Below are 23,196 nucleotides of genomic sequence, written 5' to 3' on the forward strand. Positions count from 1 at the left end.
CCTTGGCCCAGAACCACCCCTTCCTGACACAAGGACCAAAACAATGAACGCGCTCAAGAAGCTCTTTGGTGGCAATACCCGCCAATTCGGCATGATCTTCGCCCTGGTGGCGCTGATCGTCTTCTTCCAGATCTTCACGCAGGGCCGCACGTTGACCCCCGGCAACGTGATCAACCTGTTCAACGGCAACTCCTACATCCTGATCCTGGCCATCGGCATGGTGCTGGTGATCATTGCCGGCCACATCGACCTCTCCGTAGGCTCCGTGGCGGCCTTTGTGGGTGTCTCCGTGGCCCTCGCCATCCGGGACTGGGGCATCCCCTGGTACATGGGTGTGCTCTTCGGACTGTTCCTGGGCGCGATCATCGGCGCCTGGCAAGGTTTCTGGACAGCGTATGTAGGCATACCCGCCTTCATCGTGACGCTGGCGGGCATGCTCCTGTTCCGCGGTTTCAACCAGTTCGTGGGCAAGTCCAACACCATCCCCGTTCCCAACGACTTCCAGTACCTCGGTTCCGGGTATCTTCCCGAAGTCGGGCCCAACACCGGCTTCAACAACCTGACTCTCCTGATCGGCATCCTGGCCGCAGCGTTCGTGGTGGTCATGTCCCTCCGTGCCCGTGCAGCCAACAAGGCCCTGGGTGCTGACGTTCCCGAACTCTGGGTCGAAGTCACCAAGCTGGTCCTGATCTGCGGTGCCATCCTTTACGCCACCTACCTGTTCGCCACGGGCCGCCCCGGCACGTCCTTCCCGATCCCCGGGTTGATCCTGGCCGTCCTGGTCCTCTTCTACGGCTTCGTGGCTGACAAGACCGTCCTGGGCCGCCACGTCTACGCCGTGGGTGGCAACCGCCACGCAGCCGAGCTGTCCGGTGTCCAGTCCAAGAAGGTCAACTTCATGGTCATGCTCAACATGTCGGTCCTGGCAGGCCTGGCGGGCATGATCTTCGTTGGCCGCTCCACCGCGTCCGGTCCGTTCGACGGCGTCGGCTGGGAGCTGGACGCCATCGCCGCCGTGTTCATCGGTGGCGCCGCAGTGACCGGTGGCGTCGGTACCGTGATCGGCTCGATCGTAGGCGGCCTGGTGATGGCTGTCCTCAACAACGGCCTCCAGCTTCTGGGCGTCGGAGCCGACCTTACCCAGATCATCAAGGGCCTGGTGCTCCTGGCCGCCGTTGCCTTCGATGTCTACAACAAGTCCCAGGGCAAGCGGTCCATCACGGGCCTGCTGATGAAGAACTTCCAGCGCAACAACGAGATCAAACCGGACGAGACAACCTCCACCAAAGAGGTCATCTCCAAGGAAGCCTGAGCGGTTTCCACCAGAACTTCTCCACCAGAAGACTCGCTCCACCCCACCCACAGAGAAAGTGAACCAAGATATGCGAATGTTTGGTAAAGCAGGAAAGGCAGCAGCAGTAGCTGCCATCGCGGCACTGGCGCTGACAGCCTGCGGCCGCTCGGACAGCGGCTCCAGCACCAGCACGGCAGGCGGGGAAGCGTTCCCCAAGGACTCGCTGATCGGCGTCGCACTTCCGCAGAAGACCAGTGAGAACTGGGTCCTGGCGGAGAAGCTGTTCAACGACGGCCTCACCAGCGCCGGCTTCAAGCCGGACGTACAGTTCGCCAACGGCGGCGTCTCGGAGCAGCAGAACCAGATCAGCGCCATGGTCACCAAGGGTGCCAAGGTCATCATCGTGGGAGCCATCGACGGCGCCCAGCTCGGCACCCAGCTCAAGCAGGCCAAGGATGCCGGTGCCACCGTCATCGCCTACGACCGCTTGCTCCTGAACACCGAGAACGTGGACTACTACGTGGCCTACGACAACTTCAAGGTCGGTGAGCTGCAGGGCCAGGCACTGCTGGACGGACTGAAGGCCAAGAAGCCAACCGGTCCGTACAACGTCGAGCTCTTTGCCGGTTCCCCGGATGATGCCAACGCCAAGGTCTTCTTTGACGGCGCCATGAGCGTCCTGAAGCCAAAGATCGACGACGGTACCCTCAAGGTCCTGTCCGGCCAGACCGCTTTCGAGCAAGCTGTGACCCAGGGCTGGAAGGCAGAGAACGCCCAGCGCCGCGCTGACACGCTGCTGACCGGCAGCTACGGCACCGCATCGCTGGACGGCGTCCTCTCGCCGAACGACACCCTGGCCCGTGCAGTGCTGACGTCCGTCAAGGCCGCCGGCAAGCCGCTTCCCGTCGTGACCGGCCAGGACTCCGAGGTTGAGTCCGTCAAGTCGATCATGGCCGGCGAGCAGTACTCCACCATCAACAAGGACACCCGCAAGCTGGTTGAGCACGCCATCACCATGGTGAAGGACCTGCAGGCCGGCAAGGAACTGGAGATCAACGACAAGGACTCCTACAAGAACGGTGTGAAGACCGTTCCGGCGTACCTCCTGCCGCCGCAGATCGTAACGGCAGAGAACGTCAAGACGGCTTACGTTGACGATCCGGTCCTCGGCCCGATCACCAAGTAACACCTCTTTACAGCACCACAGCAAGCCCCGGTCGCCAGCAGGCGGACCGGGGCTTGCCGCTTTAAGGCCTTGCGGCTTCCACGTTTCACAGCCCACGCATAGCTTCGGCTGGCTTCCCGCACAGCGCGGCTGGCCAGTGTTGGTCCTGCGGCCCGCGTCCGACGGGCCGCTCATCAGGTCCAAAGGAGAAACGTGAGCGTCCTTGCCCGAAGCGTAGGCAACGCCTTCCGCAACAAAATCAGAACGGCAGCCGTGGTGGCGGTGCTGGCCGTCGCCATCGGCCTGGCCTTGGCCATGTTGGTCGCCAACCAGGCCGTGGGTGCCAAGGTCCAGGAACTCAACGCATCCGTGGGCACCACCCTGACGGTGAATCCGGCCGGCGGACAGGGCTTTGAAGGCGGCGGGGAACCACTCACGACGGCGGAAGCTGAGACCGCTGCGGGCGTCGCCAACGTCACCGCGGTCGTGGGAACCAAAGCGCTCCGTCTCCAGACGGAATCCGCGACGTCGGGCACCACCACGCAGGCCGGCCCGGGCGGCGGTTTCGGACCTGGCGGCCAACAGGCAGCAACGGTCACCACCAACCTGACAGCCGCCGTCGACGCCGGGACGCTCGGCAACCGGAACGGCTCCACGGGAACCACAACGGACGCCGCTGCCCAGCCGGTCCGCACCCTTCCGATCACAGCCACTGGCATCGGCGCGGAAGTGGACACCACCGGCAAGGCCCTGGACATCACCAGCGGCACGGGGTTGGGCGACTACACCGTCGCGGACGGCAAAGCACTCCTGGGAACTACCCTGGCCGAAAAGAACAGCTTGACGGTCGGGTCCACGTTCACGATCGCGGATAAGACCTTTACGGTCGCGGGAATCTTCGACGCCGGAACCACCTTCGGCAACAACGCCGTCTATGTGACGCTTCCCGAGGCCCAAACCCTTGCCGACACCCCTGATGAGCTTTCCACCATGATTGTCACCGTCAACAGCATGGACAACGTGGACGGCACCAAGACTGCCCTGCAAAGCGCACTCGGCACCGACAAGGCGGACGTCACCCAAGGCCAGCGCAACCTCGAAACCGCCGTCAGTTCCCTGGACAGCGTCAAGAACATCTCGCTGGTCGCCTTCATCGCAGCACTCGCCACCGCCGGCCTGATCATCCTGCTCATCATGGTGATGCTGGTCCGCGAGCGTCGCCGCGAAATCGGTGTACTGAAGGCCATCGGCGCCCGCAACCGCACCATCGGCCTGCAGTTTGTACTGGAGTCGCTGGTCCTGGTCGCCTTGGGCAGCGTGGTGGGCGCGGTAATCGCTTCCCTTGCCAGCGGGGGCATCGCCTCTGCGCTCATCAGCTCAAATACAAGCACGACGGCGGCACCCACCACCCAGCGCGGCGGCGGCTTGGCCGGGGCGATGCCAAACGGCGGTGTTCCCGGCGGTGGAGGGTTCGGTGGGCAAGGCGGTCCGTTCGGTGGGGCCGGCCAGTTGCTGACCTCCGTCACCGCGAGCGCCTCCCCCGGCGTGATCGCCGCGGGCATAGCCGCGGTGTTCGCCGTCGCCGTCATCGGCGCCCTTGTACCTGCCCTGCTGACCGCCCGTATCCGTCCCATCGAAGTACTCCGAGGAGAATAGCCGTGATCGTAGTCAAGGACCTCGTCCGCCAGTTCAAGTCCGGAGACAGGACCATCAAGCCGGTCAACGGCGTCAGCTTCGAGCTGGAGAAGGGGTCGCTGGCGTCCATCGTCGGTAAGAGCGGCAGCGGCAAAAGCACCCTGTTGTCCCTCCTTGGTGCGCTGGACAAGCCGACCGCGGGAGACGTCGTCGTTGATGGCGTGAGCCTCGCGGGCCTTCCGGACGGCAAGCTGACCGAGTACCGCCGCCGGGACATCGGCTTCGTGTTCCAGCAGTTCAACCTGATTCCCAACCTCAGCGCCGTGGACAATGTGATGCTGCCCATGGAGTTCGCCGGTGTCCGCAAGGCGGCCAGGCTGAAGCGCGCCAAGGAGTTGCTGGAGCAGGTGCAGCTGGATCCGGAGAAGCACTCACGCCGGACCAACCGGCTGTCCGGTGGCGAGCAGCAGCGTGTGGCGATTGCCCGGGCGCTGGCCAACGAACCCAAACTGATCCTCGCCGATGAGCCCACCGGAAACCTGGATGAGCAGACCGGCGAGCACATCATCGAGCTGTTGAGCTCGATGAGCCGTGACCACAACACCACCATCCTGGTGGTCACGCACGACCGCAGCCTGGCGCAGAAAACCGAACGCTGCTTCCGCCTTCAGCAAGGCAGGCTGACGGAGGAGGTCAGAACCGGATCGCGTCGATGACCTTGACGCGCACTGCCACGAGCGCCGGGATGGCTCCGGCAAGTGCGCCCACCAGGACCGCGGCGGCGAATCCCATCAGGGCGGCGTCAATGGGGAAGGCAGGGTACTCGGTGAGCCCCGGCGCTACCTTCGACTCGATCCATGGGTGCTTCACCACCGCGACCGCCAGCATGACACCGGCCACGCCAGCTACTGCCGTAGCCACCACGCTGTACACAGAAGATTTTGTGGATTCCTCGGAACACATCAGCTGACGCTCAGATTCTTCACCGGCACAATGGATGGGTTCGTGGTTCCTAACGGCCGTTGAAAGAGTTGCAGCCAAATTTGCGGAGTCTAGTCCAGCCAGCTAGCTTTTGTCCTAACGCAGGCATGTGGAGACGCAAGAGGAACACCAGAAAGCCGCTCACCATCGTGGCTGTATAACGACTGCGCCTCGGAGGAACGGTTAGAAGGACTTATGTTCCATCACGACATTACAAATATTCAAATGGGTATATGGGAAGTCAGCTCAGAAGCACTGGCGTCTCGTGGAATGAGCTGGGCCCAAATTCTACATGGACGTGAACCAGGAGGTATACCTAGCCTCCCACCGCGGGCTATGTCCGACTTCCCAGAACATGGTTGGCGAGTACTCGCTCAGACATCAGAACCATGGGCCAAGGAAGTCCTTGTACTGGGCGCACCTTCTCGTCGTCGTCCTGGAGAGTGGACAGTCCTCCAACTGGCGCTAGGCAACAGGGGTTGGTATTTCGCGACGCCGGTTTCATGTTCTCCCCGGCCTCGCCGCGAAGTCCGCCGCTCCGGCCTGATCCTGGAGTGGGCAAATGCCCAGTACACTGCGAACCTGGATGAGATGGCCGGAATGGTAGCTGTACTCCGAAACGCTTCGGACACCATGTGGCACTCAACAGAACTGGATACTGTCCATGTTCACGGTGTTTTGCTTGATGGGGCTGGAAAGCTCATAGGTTGTGGCTGGTATTCGCATGGAGACAGCGAGCAGTTGCCGAGCCTTAGCCCAGGGGAAACAATTGGGCTCCCCATCGATTGGAGTCATTACACGGACAAAGAAATCCCAGCGGGTGAATATCGCGTGCGTGCTCATCTGACATCGTTGGGTTTGATATCAATGCAAGATGCCAGTTTGACGATTCGGTAGGTTCAGATCATCAAACTGGCAATTGCAGCAACGGCTAGCCTTCATTCCGATGGGCCCTTGGAAGCCCATTGGAGTGGCCATATGCCATTAATAGTGCGCCTTTAGGACCAAGTAGTGACACCATTGGCTGCAATCTTGTACTCCCGCCCATCCCAAGCCTTGTAGAACCGGGTGGCAAAGTTTTGGAAGGACAATGCGTAGGTCGGATGGTAGGTCTCACCCAGAGTTCCGCCCGACCAGTTCTCAACGAGAATTTGGCGATACATGACTTCATTGCTCGTCTTGGCTTTCTTACAGTTCCCCCAAGCATGAACCACTGTATCCAGGTTCATCGCAGCATCATGGTAGGTGCTGCAGCCGACTCCAGAAATAAGCACAGGTGAACCGGAGACTACATCAATATCACCACTTAGGGCAAACTTAAGGTTTCCCACGATAGTCATTCGAAACTCCACGCTGACGCTGCCGGAGGGGCGGCAGATACCGGTACTACTACTGCAATACGTGTAGGTCACGGTATCTTTGACATACAGCGAAGATCCATATACCGCACCTACCCCGCCCGCATTTCGTGCCGGTCCTTGCGTGTAGACACGCAATGCTTTCTGCTTTTCATCAGGCGTAAGAGCGTCCTTATAAGTCGCCACCAACCCTTGAATCTTTGCTTGGCCCGGATCTACATGGCGTGAACCCCTCCGCTCCACAAACTTCTCAATTGCTGGCAGCGGAACGCCCATCTGCAGTTGCTGCGCGACCCCAACAAGCAGGGGGTCTTCACCAGCGGACACCACTGCCGTAACACAGTCACCCTTGTGCACCTCGGCTGATGTGCAGGAGTCCCCCACAGCGGAGGAGCCTGCCGCTTGGGCAGGTAAGGTGCCGCTACCCAAAACCATAACCAGGGTTACGACCCCAGTTGCGAGCCGCCTTACTATGGATTTTTTCAAAATTCCCCCAATTTTAGAATTGATCACGGGTACACTCCGACGCACCTTTGTGTTGGTTACCCGATTAAAACAGCACCAGTCATCTAAATCAATGCACAAGTACGTGAAACAGAAACCGTCCAATCGTGACGCCAAAATCGCATTTGATATGTAATTGTTATTTCACGATCCAGACGGTTGTGTAGATATCCTGACAAGCGGAAGCGTCGCACTCCCATCATGTACTTTCGGCAGTGACGTCATATTCCTAGGCTAGGATCCATATACATTCAGGAATCTGGATTCACGGATATTCTTGATCTTGGGAAAGCTGGGGCTTAGTTCGCGGGTTCAGGCCTTCTCCGTCGAGTTACGGAATATGTGCTTCTTCAGCGACGTTGCGTCAAGGCATTTATCATGGGACGTTGCCAAAATGCAACGCCCGTTGAAGAGGTCACCCAGAATTGGGACATTGGACGCAGCCTGCATCTGAGCTCCGCGCCTCTAAAATGTGAAGGCGATCGTGCATGGCATCAACAGCTTCTGAGAGGATGTCAGTCATGACTCTCCCTATCGCCAAGCCGTGGCTGTCTTCCCAAACCAACCAGGATCCCCGAGCAGCTACGGGCCGTCCCCTGAAGTGGGGCGTCGTATCCACAGGCAACATCGCCAACAGCGTCTCGCAGGATCTGTCGCTGCTGGAAGACGCCGAGCTGTATGCCGTGAGCTCCCGCACCCAGGCTGCCGCGGACGCGTTCGCCAGCGCGGTCGGTTTCGCCAAGGGCTACGGGGACGACGGCGGTACGCCCGGCTACCAGCGTCTGTTCGATGACCCGGAAGTCGATGTGGTCTACGTGGCTACTCCGCATGCCCAGCATTTCCAGATCGCTTCGGCCGCTTTGCGGGCCGGGAAACATGTGCTGTGCGAGAAGGCCCTGACCATCAACGCCCGGGAAGCCTCGGAGCTGGTGAAGCTGGCCCGGGAGCAGAACGTGTTTTTCATGGAAGCCGTGTGGAGCCGCTTCCTGCCCAGCATGCAACGCGCCTTCTCAATTGCGGCCTCCGGGGAAATCGGGCAGGTCCAGTGGGTCACGGCGGATCTGGGTTTCCCGGCGCCCTACGATCCCTCTGCCCGGATCTGGGCCCTCAACGACGGCGGCGGTGCCTTGCTGGACATCACGGTGTACCCGCTGCTGTGGGCACTGGGCACGCTGGGCTTCCCGCAGTCCGTCACCGCGATCGGCAGGTTGAACGAGGACGGTGTGGACTCGCAAAACGCGCTGACCCTCGGGTATGACAGTGGCGCACAGGCCCAACTGACGTCCTCGCTCATGGCCCATGGTCCGCGGACCGCCACGGTGGCTGGCGGGCTGGGCTTTATCCAAACCGTGGGCTCGGTCAACAACCCGCGCGAACTGATGATCCGGGTTGGTTGGGACGAGCCGCGTCACGAGCGCTTCGACGTGGTGGGCATCGGCTACACGTACGAACTCCGGGAAGTCACCCGGTGCATCCAGCAGGGACTGACCGAAAGCCCGGTCATGCCTCTTGAAGACTCCGTGAACGTGATGCGCTTGTTCGACGGCGTTCGGGCGCAACTGGGAATCCGGTACCCCAATGACGCCCGCTGAGCGGTGACCCGCGGGACCCAGGTGCGGACCGGCGTCGTGATTTAACCCGGGCGCGTTAACGCGAGCCGCGGGCCGGCTGGCGCGCCAGCTTCCGATCTACGGACAGTGCGCCCGGTCCCAGGAAGACAAACGCCACCGAGATCGCGAAGTACACAATCAGGAGCTCCGCTGTGACCCCGGCAGCATCGGTCAGCAAGGGCTTGCCCGCTTCCGTGACGAACCAGATGCAGGCGAACATGATGGCTGCCAGGAACCCGGCAACCCTGGTCAGTGCGCCCAGCAGCAACAACGCTCCGAGCCCTACTTCGCCCGCGATGACCAGCCAGGCCACGGTCTCCGGCTTCTGGACAGCCATGGCCGCCACCGAGTTGGCAAACGCGGCGTGACCGGCCATGAGCTTCTGCAGCCCGTGCACCAGGAGCAATGCCCCGAAGACAACGCGCAGGATGGTGACGCCGCGGGCAGAGGACGTGGGAGAGGGGTGAAGGAATTTCACGCGTTCCAATCTTCCATGCCCGCGGCTTGTCGCCAAACACCCCACCCAAGTAGGTCGCATTTAAGCACGTTTTGAGCGCTGAAAACGTGCTTAACTGCGACCTACTTGGGAAGGGGGGACAGCAGCGCCGGGATGTCCTTGACGCCGTCCAGGATGTAGTGGTGCGGGTGGGCAGAGAGTTCGGCGCGGCCCAGCTTTCCCGTCAGCACGCCCACGGCCGTGACTCCCGCATTGTTGGCTGCCGCGAGGTCGTTGACGGTGTCGCCGGCTGCGATCACCGCGCGGACGTCCTGGACGCCGGTGAGCTCCATGGCGCGGTGGATCATGTGGGGCGCCGGCCGCCCGGCGGGAACCTCGTCGGAACATACGACGGCGTCCAGCAGGTTTCCGTCCGACACCCGCCAGCCCAGCCGCTCAAGGAGGGGTTCTGCCACGTCCCGCGAGAAACCGGTGGTCAGCGCCACCTTGACGCCCTGGCGCCGGAGTTCCCGGAACGCATCCTCCACGCCGTCCAAGGCGACGGGCGGGTTGGCGTCATAGAACTCAACCAGCAGTTCCTTGAACCGTTCGAAGGCACGGTCCACGGTGGCCCGATCGGCCGTCTCGCCACCAGCCGTGATGAGTGCCGTGATGGCCTCCACCTTGTCCGTCCCCATCCATTCCTGGACGGCTTCCGGCGTGGTGGTGGCTCCGGTTTCCTCGACGCAGCGTGCCAGGGCAACGTAAACGTCACCGTGTTCATCGATCGTGGTACCGGCCATATCGCAGGCAACAAGCTGGATCATGCAGGGGCTCCTTTGGCGGACGCGGGTCCGTGCGAACCCGGATCGGTGTGGATGCGGACCAGTGCGGCCCGGCGTTCCACGGTGTTGTCGATGGTGAAGTTGGTCAGTGCCGGCAGGTAACGGTCCTCGGAGTACTCCAGGGGTTGCCCGTCGGCAGACCGGGTGACGCGGCGTTCGCGCAGCAACGGTGTTCCCTCGGGCTGCTCCAGGAGTTCGGCGTCCTCGTCGCTGGCGGCCACGGCATCAATGGTGTGCCGTGCGCTGTGCAGATCCACGCCCTGCTCCTTGAGGTAGGCGAAGATCGATCCGGAGTCCGTATCGAAGTCGAACAGCTTCCTTCCTACCTCCAGCACGAACGTTGTGCGTTCGATCATGGCAGGCACCTGGTCCAGGTACCGGACGCGGAGGATTTCCACCACGGTGGTGCCCGGCGCCAGGTCCAGGGCATCGGCCGCTTCCGGGCTCGCCTCGCGGCGCGCCACCTCCAGGGTCCGCTGGCCCGGCTTCTTGCCGATGCCCGTGGCCCATTCGGTGAAGGAATTGAACGTGGAAAAGCTCTGCGTCGGCACGGACGAGCGGACCATCGGAGGACGGCCGCGCCCACCGGTCACCGCACCTTCCGAACGGAGGAAGGCGAGCGCCTGGCGGATGGGCCCTCGTGATGTTCCGAACTCGCGGCACAGCTCGGCCTCGCTTGGCAACTGGAAGCCTGGGGGCCAATCGCCCGACGCGATCCGGCGCATGAATTCCTCGCTAAGCCGGACATGGAGGGGCGTTTTCTGCTGGATGCTCACCAGTTGATCATACAAGTTGAATCAGCTCAGATGCCTCTTAATAGGCGGATTCACGTGAATTTGAGATGAAACTCGGTGAACAGACGTTAAATTAAGGTTAACTTGTATATACAAGTGGCAATCTGGCTTGATTCGTTTCTTATCTGCCGTCAAGGTCGATTCTGTGAACAACCCAAGCACCTCCCCCGCAACTGCCGGCAGCTTATCCAGCCAGCCCACCGACGTCGTGATTGTTGGCGCCGGAATCGTTGGCCTCGCCCACGCTGCCCATGCTGTTGCCAACGGCCTGACCGTCACCATCATCGAGCGCGACCACCATGCGGCCGGGGCCTCGGTCCGTAACTTCGGCCACTGCTGCATCACCGCACAATCCGGCGAACTCTACGAACTCGCCCAGACCTCGCGGAAGTACTGGCTCGACTTTGCCGCGCGTGCCGGTTTCTGGGCCGCCGAATCCGGCGCCGTGGTCCTCGCCCGAACCGAAACCGAAATGGCGGTGCTGCGGGAGCTTTCCCGGGAACGGGAACCGGGGCAGGTGGAACTGCTGTCCCCCACCCAGACCCGCCGGTGCCTGGGCGCGGCTGCAGGGCACGACGGCGACACTCCGGTTGAGGGGGCATGGCCGGGCCTGATGGGGGGTGCTTTCCTTCGGGACGACCTCCGCGTCGACCCCCGGACCACGGTGGCCAAGCTGGCAGACTGGCTGGTCCGGCAGCCCGGCGTCGAACTCCACTGGAACACCTCGGCCCAGGGCTTCGGGCAAAGCGACGGCCTGGCCACAGTGGCAACGTCACGCGGAGTACTCAGTGCCCGGCAGGTGTTCGTGTGCGTCGGCCATGACGTGGACTACCTTTTCCCCGACCTGGCGCAAGAGCATGGGATCAACCGATGCGCCCTGCAGATGTCTTTGGCAGCCAAACCCGAAGGCCTTGAGTTCGCTCCCGCCGTGTTGACAGCTACCTCAATGCTCCGCTACCCCGCCTTCACGGACATGCCTGCGGCGGCAGCCCTCAGGGATGAAGTGCAGGCACACCAACCCGGGCTGCTGGACATCGGCGCCAACGTCATGTTCACCCAGCGCCCGGACGGAAGCATCATCCTGGGCGACTCCCACCACTACCACCGGACGGCCGATCCCTTCCTGGACGAGACTGTCACGTCCGCCCTCAACTCGGACATCGAAGCCAGGGTGGGCCGGCCGTTGGACATCATCCAGCGGTGGCAGGGCGTCTATGCATCATCGGACGTGGCTCCCATCCTGGTCCGCGATGTCCACCCCGGCGTCACTGTGGTTTCCGTGACATCCGGCGTGGGCATGACGCTGTCCTTCGGCCTGGCCCACCGCAACACCTCCCGACTCTTCTGATCCCTTCCTTTCCCTTCGCATCTGAGGAACTTCCCATGAAAACCAAGCTCTTCACCGGATCCACCCTTGCCCTGGCTGCGGTCCTTGCCTTGACTGCCTGCGGCGGATCCGCGCAGTCCAGCAGCTCCCCCAAAGCCTCCGCCACTTGCCCCAACGGCGAAATCAGGTTCGGCATTGAACCCTACGAGGACCCCGCCAAGCTCAAGCCCGCCTACGACGTCCTGGCTGCAGCCCTCGCTGAGAAGCTGGACTGCCCTGTGGACGTGCAGGTGGTGGAAGACTATGCCGCGGAGGTCCTGGCCATGCGCAACGGCAAGCTGGACCTGGGCCAGTTCGGTCCCCTGGGCTACGTGTTCGCTGATGCCAAGGCCGGAGCCGAACCCCTGGTGTCCTTCGGTACCGCGGAGAAGGAACTGAGTACCTACACCGCAGGAATCTGGGTCCCCAAGGACAGCCCCATCCAGGCCATTGGCGACCTCAAGGGCAAGTCGCTGGCGTTGGGCAGCGTGGGCTCCACGTCCGGCGACGTGTTGCCCCGGTTCGGTCTCCGCGAAGCAGGAATCGCCGACGCCGACCTCAAGATGGACTACACCGGAGGACACCCGGAAGCCCTGCTCGCCCTGACCAACGGCAAGGTGGATGCGGCCCAGATCAATTCGCAGACCCTGGCTACGGCGATCGCCGAGGGCACGTTCACCAAGGACGACTTCCGCCAGGTGTGGACTTCGGATCCGATCCCCAACGACCCCATCACCGTCCGCGGAGACGCCGACCCGGCCTTCAAGAGGGCCGTCAAGGAAGCGTTCCTGTCCTTGTCGCCGGAAGACGTCGCCAAGGTAGGCGAGTTCCTGGACGTCACCCCTCCCGGCCCCATGCTGGAGGTCATCAAAGACAACTACACCCCCTTGTTTGACCTCGCGGACACCATGGGCCTGACCGAAAAGGACCTCTAGTGGCACCGCTGCTGTCTGTCCAGGGTTTGCGGAAATCCTTCGACGGGCGCACCGTGCTCGATGGCGTGGACTTCTCCGTCGCAGCGGGAGAGCTGGTGGCTTTCCTGGGGGCCAACGGCTCCGGGAAATCCACGACGCTGCGCTGCGTCATGGGAATCACTGCACCGGACGCCGGCACCATCAGCGTTGGCGGGACGCCTTTGGACCCGGCACCGGGCAGGGAACAGCAGCTCGCCCGCCAACGCCTGGCCATGATCTTCCAGAAGATCCACCTTGTCCCCCGGCGGACCGCCTTGGACAACGTGTGCGCGGGCGCCCTGGCCCGGATCCCCACCGTACGGTCCCTCACCCCGGCTCTGTTCCCGGCCGATGTCCAGCAGGAGGCCCTCGACTGCCTTGACCGTGTTGGCCTGGCTGATCGCGCGTTCGACCGCGTGGGCCGGCTTTCCGGTGGACAGCAGCAGCGCGTGGCCGTAGCCCGGGCACTGTGCCAGCGGGCCGACGTCGTACTCGCCGACGAGCCAGTGTCTGCGCTGGACCCGCACGCCGCCGAACAGGTCATGGCACTCCTGCGGGAGCTCGCCCACACGGAGGGGCTGGCGGTGGCAGCTGTGCTTCACCAACCGGACCTGGCCCTCCGCTACGCCGACCGGTCCATCGGGCTGCTTCAGGGTTCCATGACCTTCAACCTGCCCTCGGCGGAGGTCACCGCCGATCATCTCGACACCCTTTACGCCCCGGACAGGACACTCGCCGCATGACACCCCAGACTCTGAACGCCGCCGTCGTGCGGCGGGACGCTCCGAGCCAAGCCCGCGTGGCGCTGGTCCGCCCGAAGAAGCCCCTGCGCTGGATCACGACGGCGGCAGCGGTTGCCGCCGTCGTCGGACTCCACGCTGTGGCCATCCAAGGGACGGACTTCAGGCCCGAACTCCTGGTGGACGGTTGGGAAGGCATGGCCGCGTTCGTGGCCGATGCGTTCCCGCCGGACCTCAGCTGGGAGCGCACGCTGAAGCCGGGCCTCGAGGCCACCCTCGTGACCTTGTGGATTGGATTGCTGGGCACCACGTTGTCTGTGCCGTTCGCTTTGCTCCTGGCCGCGCTGGCCGCCGCGAACACAAGCCCCCACCGGCTGGTGTATCAGGCGGCGCGTTCCATCCTGTCCCTCTTCCGTGCCGTGCCGGACATCGTGTTCGCACTGATCTTCGTGACGGCCGTTGGGCTGGGCCCGTTCGCCGGAGTGCTCGCTTTGATCTGCCACAACACGGGCGTTATGGGCAAGCTGTGGGCCGAATCCATGGAGGAGATCGACGCCGGGCCGCAGGAGGCACTGCGTACAGCCGGCGCCAATCGGATCCAGCAGGTAGCCAATGCCACGCTGCCCATGGTGGTCCCCCAGTTCGTGGGCCTGCTGTTGTACCGGTTCGACGTCAACGTGCGCTCGTCGCTGGTCCTTGGCCTGGTGGGTGCCGGTGGCATCGGCCTGCTGATCAACCAGTCCATCAAGTCGTTCCAGTTCGATTCCATGCTCACGCACATCCTGATCGTGCTGGTGCTGATCATCGTGGTGGACCAGTTCTCCGCGTGGATCCGCCGGCGCCTGGCCGCATAACCCTCCCCCATACCCAACTAGGTCGCAGTTAAGCACGTTTAGCGGCGTCTAAACGCGCACAAGTGCGACCTAGTTGGGCGGGGCGGGGGACAATGGAGGCTGACGGTTTTGCAATGAGCCGAATGAAGGGACGGAGCGGGTATGCAGGTTGACGTTGTAGTCGTCGGCGGAGGAGCCATGGGATCGGCCGCCGCCTGGCAGTTGGCACGCAGCGGCAAATCGGTGGTGCTCCTGGAAAGGTTCGAGGAAGGCCACCACATGGGCGCCTCCCACGGTGCCACCCGGAACTTCAACACAGCGTACGCAGAGGCCGACTACCTGGACCTGCTGGCCGAGTCCAAGCTGTTGTGGGACGAACTCGCCGCAGAGTACGGCGCTCCCCTGCTGGACCTTGTGGGCCTGGCAAATCACGGCCACGTGGCACGGCTCAAGGAAGTGCACGCGGCCCACCAAGCCCGCGGCATCGAGAGCTACTTCATCTCCGCCGGCGAGGCTGCCGACCGGTGGCAGGGCATGAACTTCAGCACCGAGGTGCTCTTCGTACCCGGCTCCGGTCGCATCCGGGCAGCCGAAGCCCTGGCAGCGTTGCGGAAGTCCGCAGAGTCGCGGGGCGCCCTTTTCAAGTACTCCACTCCTGTCCAGGACATCCAGGTCACCGGCGGCGAGTCGGTAGTGGTGGTCACGGAAGATACCGAGTACACCGCCCGCCACGTGGTGGTGACGGCCGGCGCCTGGACATCCAAGCTCATCGGCGCGCAGGTGGACCTGCCGGCGCTGGTGGTCACCCAGGAACAGCCCGCGCACTTCACGCCGCGGGACAACACCCTGGTCTGGCCCAGCTTCAACCACACCCCGGATCTGGATGATGATCTGTACGAGTACTGGTACAGCCCGGTCTACGGGATGCTCACTCCCGGCGAAGGCGTCAAGGCCGGGTGGCACGGTGTCGGCCCCGTCATGGACCCGGACGAGCGCACGTTCCAACCCATCCCCCACCAAATGGACGCCTTGGTGCGGTACGCAGAAGAGTGGCTTCCCGGCGTCGACCCTTCCACCGCGGTTCCCATCAGCTGCACCTACACCACCACGCCCACCGAGGACTTCGTCCTGGACCACTTCGGGCCTTTGGTGGTGGGAGCCGGATTCTCCGGACACGGTTTCAAGTTCACGCCAGCCATTGGCCGGGTGCTGAAGGACATCGTCGACGGCGGCACGGCACCTGCGCGGTTCGCCGCCGAGCGTTAAAACGCAAGTGACCCGCAGTTGTGGTTGTCATGAGCTCTCATAACAACCACAACTGCGAGTCAGTTGGGCGGACTAATTCAGGGTGGCGAGGACCTCGTTGAACGTTGCCGACGGGCGCATGATCTCTGCGGCCTTGGCAGCGTCCGGGCGGTAGTAGCCGCCAAGTTCGACGCCGGAGCCCTGGACTGCGTTCAGCTCACCAACGATTGTCTGTTCGTTGGAGGTCAACGATTCTGCGATCGGCGCGAAGGCTGCTGCCAGGTCCGCGTCCGAGGTCTGCTTGGCCAGTTCCTGGGCCCAGTAGAGAGCCAGGTAGAAGTGGCTGCCGCGGTTGTCCAGCTCGCCAACGCTGCGGCGCGGGGACTTGTTTTCCAGCAGGAACGTACCCGTTGCGCGGTCCAGCGTGTCGGCCAGGACCTGGGCGCGGGCGTTGCCCGTGGTGGTGGCCAGGTGCTCGAAGCTGACGGCCAGGGCAAGGAACTCACCCAGGCTGTCCCAGCGGAGGTGGTTTTCCTTGACCAACTGCTGGACGTGCTTGGGAGCGGATCCACCGGCCCCGGTCTCGAACAGGCCACCGCCGTTGATCAACGGAACGATGGACAGCATCTTGGCGCTGGTGCCCAGTTCCAGGATCGGGAACAGGTCCGTGAGGTAGTCGCGGAGCACGTTGCCGGTCACCGAGATGGTGTCCTGGCCCTTGCGGATGCGCTCCAGCGTGAAGGCCGTTGCCTCGACCGGGGACAGGATCTCGATCTGGAGGCCCTCGGTGTCGTGCTCCTTGAGGTACTCGTTGACCTTGGCGATCAGGTTGGCGTCGTGGGCGCGCGTCTTGTCCAGCCAGAACACGGCCGGAGTCTGGGAAGCGCGGGCACGGGTGACGGCCAGCTTGACCCAGTCACGGATCGGCACGTCCTTGGTCTGGCATGCACGCCAGATGTCACCGGGGAAGACCTGGTGTTCAATCAGCACGGTACCTGCACGGTTGACGAGCTGGACGGTGCCGGGAACCTCGATCTCGAACGTCTTGTCGTGGCTGCCGTACTCTTCGGCTGCCTGCGCCATGAGGCCGACGTTGGGGACGGTGCCCATGGTGGTGGGATCGAAAGCACCGTTGGCACGGCAGTCGTCGATCACTACCTGGTAGATGCCGGCGTAGGAACTGTCCGGCAGGACCGCCAGGGTGTCGGCTTCCTTACCGTCCGGGCCCCACATGTGGCCCGAGGAACGGATCATGGCGGGCATGGAAGCGTCAACGATGATGTCCGACGGCACATGGAGGCTTGTGATGCCCTTGTCCGAGTCCACCATGGCCAGAGCCGGGCCATCTTCCAGGCCCTTGGTGATGGCTGCCTTGACGCCTTCGCGCACGTCCTCCGGCAGGTCCTCGAGACCGCTCAGGATGGCTGCGAGCCCGTTGTTGGGGCTGATGCCGGCGGCTGCGAGCTGCTTGCCGTAGGTGTCGAACAGCTCGGAGAAGTAGGCCTTGACCACGTGGCCAAAGATGATGGGGTCGGAGACCTTCATCATGGTGGCCTTCAGGTGTGCCGAGAAGAGGATGCCTTCTTCCTTGGCACGGGCCACCTGGGCCTTGAGGAACTCGTCCAGGGCCTCGGCGCGCAGGACGGTGCCGTCCACAACTTCACCGGCCAGGACCGGGAAGTCCTTCTTGAGGACCTTGACGGTGCCGTCTTCGCGGACCAGCTGGATGCTCAGAGCGTCATCGGCTTCGATGACCACGGACTTCTCGTTGGAGCGGAAGTCGTTCTGGCCCATGGTGGCGACGTTGGTCTTGGAGTCTGCGGTCCAGGCGCCCATGGAGTGCGGGTTCTGCCGGGCGTAGTTCTTCACTGACAGGGGCGCGCGGCGGTCGGAGTTGCCTTCGCGCAGCACCGGGTTCACAGCGGAACCCTTGATCTTGTCGTAGCGGGAGCGGATGTCCGTCTCGGTGTCCGAGGAGGGGTTGTCCGGGTAGTCCGGGAGGGCGTAGCCCTGGGCCTGGAGCTCGGCGATGGCAGCCTTGAGCTGCGGGACGGAGGCGCTGATGTTGGGCAGCTTGATGATGTTGGCTTCCGGCTGCTTTGCCAGTTCGCCAAGTTCAGCCAGGGCGTTGCCCGTGCGCTGCTCTTCAGTCAGGAAATCGCCGAACACGGCGATGATGCGGCCGGCCAGCGAAATGTCGCGGGTCTCGACCTCCACACCTGCAGTCGAGGCGTAAGCTTCCACAATCGGCAGGAACGAGTAGGTAGCCAGCATCGGCGCTTCGTCTGTGTGGGTATAGATAATCTTGGCCATTGGCGGGGTTCTCCCTGAAAGTCTGCAGATTTCAACATCTCTAACTTACCCGAGCAGGCCGTTTTGGCAGCCCTTCGTGTCCGGGATCACGCCGTGCGTTACCGCTTTCACAGCCGTCCCGCAGGCGGTTGGAAGACCGACGGCGGCCTGACCGCCGCAGTGGAGCGCCGCCGTCGTCCTCCTCTCCAAAGGCGCAACAGGAACTGGAAGCAAAATATCACAAAATCTGAAACATCTATTTACAAACTTGTCACACGTTGGGTACCTTCGATTCCGTCAGTCGGCGGTCGCCATCACTGACCGCCTCACTCCCTCGATTAGGTAGGAACAACGTGACAAAAACCAAGACCCTGGCCACAAGCCTGCTGAGTCTGTCTGCTGCCGCACTCCTCGCCCTCACCGGCACAGCCGGCGCCAACGCTGCCCCGGCAACCAACGCAGACTCACAAGGCTCGGTGGCCAGCAGCCACGCGGTATCTGACAGCGGTACCGCGGATTACTGGACCCCGGAACGCATGAAGTCCGCCAAGTCCGGCGACATCCTTGCCGCCAAGGCGCTGGAACGCGGCAAGCTCCTCAACCTCGGCAAGTCCCTGGCAACCGAGGCCCCCGGCGCCCTGACCAGCATCCCCGGCCAGCAGGCAGCCACCGATTCCAAGGCCATCAACCTCAAGGCCAACCAGAGCGAAACCCCCGTCAAGCACATCGGCAAAGTCTTCTTCACCCTGGGCGGGGCCAACTACGTCTGCTCCGCCAACTCCGTGAGCTCCACCAACAGGAGCACAGTGTCCACCGCCGGCCACTGCCTCAACGAAGGCCCCGGAGCGTTCGCCACCAACTTCGTCTTCGTCCCGGCTTACCTCAACGGCGCGGCGCCTTACGGCAAGTGGACGGCTAGGGCACTGTACGCCCCCACGCAGTGGTCCGGCAGCGGCAGCATGCAGTACGACACCGGCTTCGCCGTCCTCAACACCCTCAACGGCCAGCGCCTCGCCGACGTCGTCGGAGCCTCCGGTGTCCAGTTCAACGCCGCCCGCGGCCTCAGTTACAAGGCTTTCGGCTACCCGGCAGCAGCTCCGTTCAACGGTGAATCGCTCAAGAGCTGCTCCGGCACCGCCACCAACGATCCCTACAACCCGCAGTTCAACACCCAGGGCATCCCGTGCAACATGACCGGTGGCTCCTCGGGCGGACCGTGGTTCATCGGTACCAGCTCCAACGGCTACCAGAACTCGGTCAACTCCTACGGTTACGGCAGCAACTCCACCAAGATGTACGGCCCGTACTGGGGCTCGGTCATCCAGTCCACCTACAACACGGCCTCGGCTTCGTAAGGTTTTTGGCAAGTCCCTGTTAAATACGACGGCGGCCGTCCCCTTTCGGGGGCGGCCGCCAGCGTGTGGGCCCACGCCGCCCGGGGTCCCTCGCCGAAGCGCAGCGACGTTAGGGCGGCGGTGGAGACTAGTGGAAGAAGTGGCGTGCGCCCGTGAAGTACATGGTGATGCCGGCAGCGTTGGCTGCTGCGATGACTTCCTCGTCGCGGACCGAGCCACCCGGCTGGACCACGGCGCGGACACCGGCGTCGATCAGGATCTGCAGGCCATCAGCGAACGGGAAGAACGCATCGGAAGCTGCCACGGCGCCGCGTGCGCGCTCGGGTGCGTTGTCGCCGCTGGCGTTGGAGGCACCGCCGGCGCCATCGACGTCGGACTCCACCTGGACGCCCAACGTGTTGGCGCGCTCGACCGCCAGCTTGCAGGAGTCGAGGCGGTTGACCTGGCCCATGCCGATGCCCACTGCGGCGCCGTTGTCGGCCAGAAGGATGGCGTTGGACTTGGCTGCACGGCAGGCCGTCCATGCGAAGGCGAGGTCTGCGAGGGTCTTCTCGTCAGCAGCTACGCCAGCGGCGAGGGTCCAGTTGGCGGGGTTGTCGCCGTCGGCATCAACCTTGTCCGTCATCTGAACCAGCACACCACCGGAAACCTGGCGCATTTCGGAGGGGTAGCGACCGTAGCCCTCGGGCAGGGCGAGGAGGCGGATGTTCTTCTTCTTGGAGAGGATCTCCACGGCTTCGGGCTCGAAGTCCGGGGCGATGACAACCTCGGTGAAGATGTCCGCAACAGTGCGGGCCATGCCGGCCGTGACCGTGCGGTTGGCTGCGATGACGCCACCGAAAGCGGAGACGGGGTCGCACGCGTGGGCCTTGGCATGGGCGTCTGCGATCGGGTCTGCGGCGTCGGCGGAACCGACGGCAACACCGCACGGGTTGGCGTGCTTGATGATCGCGACGGCGGGCCCGGCGAAGTCGAATGCGGCGCGGAGGGCGGCGTCGGCGTCGACGAAGTTGTTGTAGCTCATGGCCTTGCCGTGCAGCTGGTCAGCCTGGGCTATGCCGGCCGGAGCAGCCTTGTCCACGTAGAGCGCGGCCTGCTGGTGCGGGTTCTCGCCGTAGCGGAGGACCTCCGAGCGCTCCAAGGCCAGGCCTGCGTAGGCGGGCCAGTCGATGACGCCGTCGCCGTCTTCGTCCAGGAACTGGCTGGCGGTCCAGGTTGCCACGGCGTTGTCATAGCTGGCCGTGTGCGCGAAAGCCTTGGCGGCCAGGCGGCGGCGGGTGTTCAGGTCGAAGCCGCCGTGTGCTGCCGCGTCGACGACGGCGCCGTAGAACGTGGGGTCCGTAACAATGGCGACGGCGGCATGGTTCTTCGCGGCCGAACGCACCATGGCGGGGCCTCCGATGTCGATCTGCTCAACAACGTCGTCCTGCGCAGCGCCGGACTTCACGGTCTCCACGAACGGGTACAGGTTGACCACCACGAGGTCGAAGGTTTCGATCTCCATGCCGGCCAAGGTGTCCATGTGGGCCGGGACGCGGCGGTCGGCCAGGATGCCGCCGTGCACGCGCGGGTGCAGGGTCTTGACGCGGCCATCCAGCATTTCCGGGGAGCCGGTGACTTCTTCGACTTCCTTGACCGGGATGCCTGCGGCGGCGATCTTCTTGGCGGTGGAGCCGGTGGACACGATCGCGACGCCGGCTGCGTGCAGGCCCTTCGCGAGCTCCTCCAGTCCCGTCTTGTCGTAAACCGAGATCAGTGCACGGCGGATGGGAACACGGTCAAGCTGCGTCAAGCTCACAAAAGTCTCCGTCTTGGTTCGCGTAGATGGCGCGGATGGTGGGATGAAGGCAGTTTATCGTGTTTCGTTGCATGGCTGGTTTTGCGTCCTGCAACATAGGGTTGATCCATGGAAGCCACCGAGGTCGTTCTTGTTGCCGATGTTGGGAAAAGCCGTTGCCGCGTGGAGCTGCGGTCCGGCGATGAGCTCCTTGGTGCGGCGGACCAGCACGGCTTTCCCGGGGTGCACGTGGACAACGGGCCAACCCTGGCGTTCGAGCTCCTCCTTGAGACAACGGCCCTGCTTCCTCCGTCGTTGCCCATCAGCACCCTCACGGCGGTAGGGGCAGCGGTGGCCGGTGTGGAGGCGTCCGCGGAGAAGTCCCGGGAGCTCGCCACCATGTTGTCCAACCGGTTCAGCGTCCCCGCAGCTGTACTCTCGGACGCCACGGCAGCGCAGTTGGGGGCACTGCAGGGCGGACCGGGCACCACCTTGATCGTGGGGACCGGTGCAGTGGCCTTTCGTTTTGACGGGTCCGGTGTCCTCCACCGTGCGGACGGCTGGGGACCCTATCTTGGCGATCAAGGCAGCGGCCGGTGGATCGGCCAGCAGGGCCTCCAGGCAGTTCTGCACGCGTACGACGGCGGCCCAACAACATCGCTGCTGGCTGCGGCGGGCGCCCTGGTTGAGTCGCCCGAACTGCTCCCGGGCTGGTTGGCCAAGCAGGAGAACCCCTACCGCGCCATGGCCCGGTTCACGCCGCTGGTTCTGCACGCAGCGGAGGCGGGTGACGACGTCGCACTTAAGATCGTCGGCGAGGCCTGCCGCATCCTGACCACCACTGTTAAGTTGGCCTCCGAGGGCGACGACAGCAGCTCTCCCCGTGTGGCCATGCTTGGCGGGGTGGTGGAGTCGGAGTTCTTCGCGGAACTCTTGCGGAAGTCCCTGGCTTCGGCTGGGATTGAAGTGGTGGAGCCGCTGGGTGATGGCCTGGATGGCGCTGCCCTCGCTGCGACGCGCCGCGGGCTCATCCAGGAAAGGTACATCCACCGTGACGGAACAAACTGGCCTGACTGACGCTGACAAGCTCGCGGACCTCCGCACCGAACTGGCCGGACTGCAGACCGAGGCCGCGGCGGAGAACCTGAAGGACCTGGACATCCTGGGCACGGACGAACTCGTGCAGGCCATGCTGGACCACGGTGCAGGAGTACATGCAGCAGTCGCGGAGGCGAGGGATGCGGTTATACAAACGGTCGACGCCGTGGCGGAGCGGCTCCAGCGGGGAGGGCGCCTCTTGTACGTGGGAGCCGGGACGGCCGGGCGGCTGGGTGTACTCGACGCGAGCGAATGCCCGCCGACGTTCGGCACACCGCCGGGACTCGTCGTCGGGCTCATCGCAGGCGGTACCCAGGCGATCCAGAAGCCGGTTGAGTACGCGGAGGACAACGCCACGGCGGGCGCGCGGGACCTGCACGATATCAACGTGACGGAAGCGGACGCCGTCGTGGGTATTACCGCGTCCGGAAGGACCCCCTACGTGATCGGCGCGCTGGAGGAGGCGCGGAAGCGGGGGGCGTTTACGGCCTCGCTGGCCTGCAACAGGGGGTCGGCCGTGAGCCACCTTGCTGATGTAGCGATCGAGGTGGTGGTGGGCCCGGAGTTCATCGCGGGCTCGACGAGGCTGAACTCCGGCACGGCGCAGAAGCTGGTGCTGAACATGATCAGCACGCTGGTGATGGTGAAACTCGGCAAGACCTACGGCAACCTGATGGTCGACCTGCGGGCAACCAACGAGAAGCTCCTGGCACGGTCGCAACGGACGGTGCAGCACGCCACGGGTGTCTCCGTGGCTGAGGCGGCGCAAGCGTTGGACTCGGTGGGGGGCTCCGTGAAGGCTGCGATCCTGGTGCTGCTGACCGGACTGGATCCGGCCGGGGCGAAGGCTGCGTTGGAAGAGGCCGGCGGTTTCCTGCGGCGGGCCATCGAAAGCCACCGGTAGCCCCGCTGTCT

19 protein-coding genes and 1 pseudogene are annotated in these 23,196 nt (G+C 63.7%); 13 read left to right on the top strand and 7 right to left on the bottom strand.

The features are described 5' to 3' along the window. Positions 1-43: 43 nt before the first annotated feature. The 4 genes from mmsB (at position 44) to ACSVIE_RS11915 (ending at position 4,810) form a co-directional block, all read left to right on the top strand. Positions 44-1,312 (top strand): multiple monosaccharide ABC transporter permease, encoded by a 1,269-nt coding sequence (mmsB, locus tag ACSVIE_RS11900; protein ID WP_426006415.1) that lies wholly within the window; start codon positions 44-46, stop codon positions 1,310-1,312. Between the two features lie 70 nt (positions 1,313-1,382). Further along, positions 1,383-2,480 carry a substrate-binding domain-containing protein gene (locus ACSVIE_RS11905; RefSeq protein ID WP_426006414.1) on the top strand — a complete coding sequence of 366 codons (1,098 nt, stop codon included), beginning with the start codon at positions 1,383-1,385 and terminating at the stop codon, positions 2,478-2,480. A 192-nt stretch (positions 2,481-2,672) separates the two neighbouring features. After that, positions 2,673-4,115 (top strand): ABC transporter permease, encoded by a 1,443-nt coding sequence (locus ACSVIE_RS11910; RefSeq protein ID WP_442423951.1) that lies wholly within the window; start codon positions 2,673-2,675, stop codon positions 4,113-4,115. 2 nt (positions 4,116-4,117) lie between these two features. Continuing rightward, positions 4,118-4,810, top strand: a complete 693-nt coding sequence (locus tag ACSVIE_RS11915; RefSeq protein WP_442423952.1) for an ABC transporter ATP-binding protein — start codon at positions 4,118-4,120, stop codon at positions 4,808-4,810. Here ACSVIE_RS11915 and ACSVIE_RS11920 read toward each other — a convergent pair. Both ACSVIE_RS11920 and ACSVIE_RS11925 read right to left on the bottom strand, forming a co-directional pair. Further along, positions 4,788-5,021, bottom strand: a pseudogene (locus ACSVIE_RS11920) (ABC transporter permease); the annotation flags it as partial. The gene ACSVIE_RS11915 and the pseudogene ACSVIE_RS11920 sit on opposite strands and share 23 nt — an antisense overlap. A 1,052-nt stretch (positions 5,022-6,073) precedes the next feature. Next, the gene (locus tag ACSVIE_RS11925; protein ID WP_442423953.1) at positions 6,074-6,946 is read right to left on the bottom strand and encodes a hypothetical protein; all 873 of its coding nucleotides are present in this window, start codon (positions 6,944-6,946) and stop codon (positions 6,074-6,076) included. A gap of 512 nt (positions 6,947-7,458) precedes the next feature. On the opposite strand from ACSVIE_RS11925, the gene ACSVIE_RS11930 reads away from it, so the two are divergent. Beyond that, on the top strand, positions 7,459-8,529 hold the full coding sequence (locus ACSVIE_RS11930) for a Gfo/Idh/MocA family protein (protein ID WP_442423954.1): 1,071 nt from the start codon (positions 7,459-7,461) through the stop codon (positions 8,527-8,529). 55 nt (positions 8,530-8,584) lie between these two features. Here the strand turns inward: ACSVIE_RS11930 and ACSVIE_RS11935 are convergent, their stop codons facing one another. From ACSVIE_RS11935 to ACSVIE_RS11945, 3 genes are all read right to left on the bottom strand, one after another. Further along, a complete protein-coding gene (locus ACSVIE_RS11935; RefSeq protein WP_426006407.1) occupies positions 8,585-9,025 on the bottom strand; it encodes a DoxX family protein in 441 nt (146 codons plus the stop codon). A 101-nt stretch (positions 9,026-9,126) separates the two neighbouring features. After that, positions 9,127-9,810: a phosphonatase-like hydrolase gene (locus tag ACSVIE_RS11940; protein ID WP_442423955.1), complete on the bottom strand. Its 684-nt coding sequence runs from the start codon at positions 9,808-9,810 to the stop codon at positions 9,127-9,129. Continuing rightward, on the bottom strand, positions 9,807-10,604 hold the full coding sequence (locus ACSVIE_RS11945) for a GntR family transcriptional regulator (RefSeq protein WP_442423956.1): 798 nt from the start codon (positions 10,602-10,604) through the stop codon (positions 9,807-9,809). Before ACSVIE_RS11945 ends, ACSVIE_RS11940 begins: the two co-directional genes overlap by 4 nt. Positions 10,605-10,767: 163 nt before the next feature. Here ACSVIE_RS11945 and ACSVIE_RS11950 point away from each other — a divergent pair, with 163 nt between their 5' ends. From ACSVIE_RS11950 to ACSVIE_RS11970, 5 genes are all read left to right on the top strand, one after another. Continuing rightward, positions 10,768-11,970 carry a TIGR03364 family FAD-dependent oxidoreductase gene (locus tag ACSVIE_RS11950; RefSeq protein ID WP_442423957.1) on the top strand — a complete coding sequence of 401 codons (1,203 nt, stop codon included), beginning with the start codon at positions 10,768-10,770 and terminating at the stop codon, positions 11,968-11,970. Between the two features lie 35 nt (positions 11,971-12,005). Next, a complete protein-coding gene (locus ACSVIE_RS11955) occupies positions 12,006-12,923 on the top strand; it encodes a phosphate/phosphite/phosphonate ABC transporter substrate-binding protein (protein ID WP_442423958.1) in 918 nt (305 codons plus the stop codon). Beyond that, the gene (locus ACSVIE_RS11960) at positions 12,923-13,684 is read left to right on the top strand and encodes a phosphonate ABC transporter ATP-binding protein (RefSeq protein ID WP_442423959.1); all 762 of its coding nucleotides are present in this window, start codon (positions 12,923-12,925) and stop codon (positions 13,682-13,684) included. Before ACSVIE_RS11955 ends, ACSVIE_RS11960 begins: the two co-directional genes overlap by 1 nt. Then, on the top strand, positions 13,681-14,535 hold the full coding sequence (gene phnE, locus ACSVIE_RS11965) for a phosphonate ABC transporter, permease protein PhnE (RefSeq protein WP_442423960.1): 855 nt from the start codon (positions 13,681-13,683) through the stop codon (positions 14,533-14,535). The genes ACSVIE_RS11960 and phnE overlap by 4 nt, the downstream gene beginning before the upstream one ends. Before the next feature lie 141 nt (positions 14,536-14,676). After that, the gene (locus ACSVIE_RS11970; RefSeq protein WP_426006399.1) at positions 14,677-15,780 is read left to right on the top strand and encodes an FAD-dependent oxidoreductase; all 1,104 of its coding nucleotides are present in this window, start codon (positions 14,677-14,679) and stop codon (positions 15,778-15,780) included. Between the two features lie 72 nt (positions 15,781-15,852). Here the strand turns inward: ACSVIE_RS11970 and ACSVIE_RS11975 are convergent, their stop codons facing one another. Further along, positions 15,853-18,072 (bottom strand): NADP-dependent isocitrate dehydrogenase, encoded by a 2,220-nt coding sequence (locus ACSVIE_RS11975; RefSeq protein WP_442423961.1) that lies wholly within the window; start codon positions 18,070-18,072, stop codon positions 15,853-15,855. Between the two features lie 332 nt (positions 18,073-18,404). Here ACSVIE_RS11975 and ACSVIE_RS11980 point away from each other — a divergent pair, with 332 nt between their 5' ends. Then, entirely contained in the window at positions 18,405-19,406 is a 1,002-nt protein-coding gene (locus tag ACSVIE_RS11980; RefSeq protein ID WP_442423962.1) for a trypsin-like serine peptidase, read from the top strand. Between the two features lie 127 nt (positions 19,407-19,533). Here the strand turns inward: ACSVIE_RS11980 and purH are convergent, their stop codons facing one another. After that, on the bottom strand, positions 19,534-21,204 hold the full coding sequence (purH, locus tag ACSVIE_RS11985; protein ID WP_442423963.1) for a bifunctional phosphoribosylaminoimidazolecarboxamide formyltransferase/IMP cyclohydrolase: 1,671 nt from the start codon (positions 21,202-21,204) through the stop codon (positions 19,534-19,536). A 108-nt stretch (positions 21,205-21,312) separates the two neighbouring features. Here purH and ACSVIE_RS11990 point away from each other — a divergent pair, with 108 nt between their 5' ends. Both ACSVIE_RS11990 and murQ read left to right on the top strand, forming a co-directional pair. Continuing rightward, positions 21,313-22,260, top strand: coding sequence for an N-acetylglucosamine kinase (locus ACSVIE_RS11990; RefSeq protein ID WP_442423964.1), 948 nt, complete (start codon positions 21,313-21,315; stop codon positions 22,258-22,260). Next, positions 22,235-23,185, top strand: coding sequence for an N-acetylmuramic acid 6-phosphate etherase (murQ, locus tag ACSVIE_RS11995; RefSeq protein WP_442423965.1), 951 nt, complete (start codon positions 22,235-22,237; stop codon positions 23,183-23,185). Before ACSVIE_RS11990 ends, murQ begins: the two co-directional genes overlap by 26 nt. Positions 23,186-23,196 lie beyond the last annotated feature (11 nt).

Source organism: Paenarthrobacter sp. NCHU4564 (assembly GCF_052156435.1).
In the GTDB taxonomy this organism is placed as follows: Bacteria; Actinomycetota; Actinomycetes; order Actinomycetales; family Micrococcaceae; genus Arthrobacter.

Bases quoted from the DNA above. Each gene is read 5' to 3' on its own strand.
- ACSVIE_RS11930 (WP_442423954.1), top strand. From the start codon at position 7,459: ATGACTCTCCCTATCGCCAAGCCGTGGCTGTCTTCCCAAACCAACCAG.
- ACSVIE_RS11975 (WP_442423961.1), bottom strand. From the start codon at position 18,072: ATGGCCAAGATTATCTATACCCACACAGACGAAGCGCCGATGCTGGCT.
- mmsB (WP_426006415.1), top strand. From the start codon at position 44: ATGAACGCGCTCAAGAAGCTCTTTGGTGGCAATACCCGCCAATTCGGC.
- ACSVIE_RS11990 (WP_442423964.1), top strand. From the start codon at position 21,313: ATGGAAGCCACCGAGGTCGTTCTTGTTGCCGATGTTGGGAAAAGCCGT.
- phnE (WP_442423960.1), top strand. From the start codon at position 13,681: ATGACACCCCAGACTCTGAACGCCGCCGTCGTGCGGCGGGACGCTCCG.
- ACSVIE_RS11905 (WP_426006414.1), top strand. From the start codon at position 1,383: ATGCGAATGTTTGGTAAAGCAGGAAAGGCAGCAGCAGTAGCTGCCATC.
- ACSVIE_RS11970 (WP_426006399.1), top strand. From the start codon at position 14,677: ATGCAGGTTGACGTTGTAGTCGTCGGCGGAGGAGCCATGGGATCGGCC.
- ACSVIE_RS11940 (WP_442423955.1), bottom strand. From the start codon at position 9,810: ATGATCCAGCTTGTTGCCTGCGATATGGCCGGTACCACGATCGATGAA.
- ACSVIE_RS11955 (WP_442423958.1), top strand. From the start codon at position 12,006: ATGAAAACCAAGCTCTTCACCGGATCCACCCTTGCCCTGGCTGCGGTC.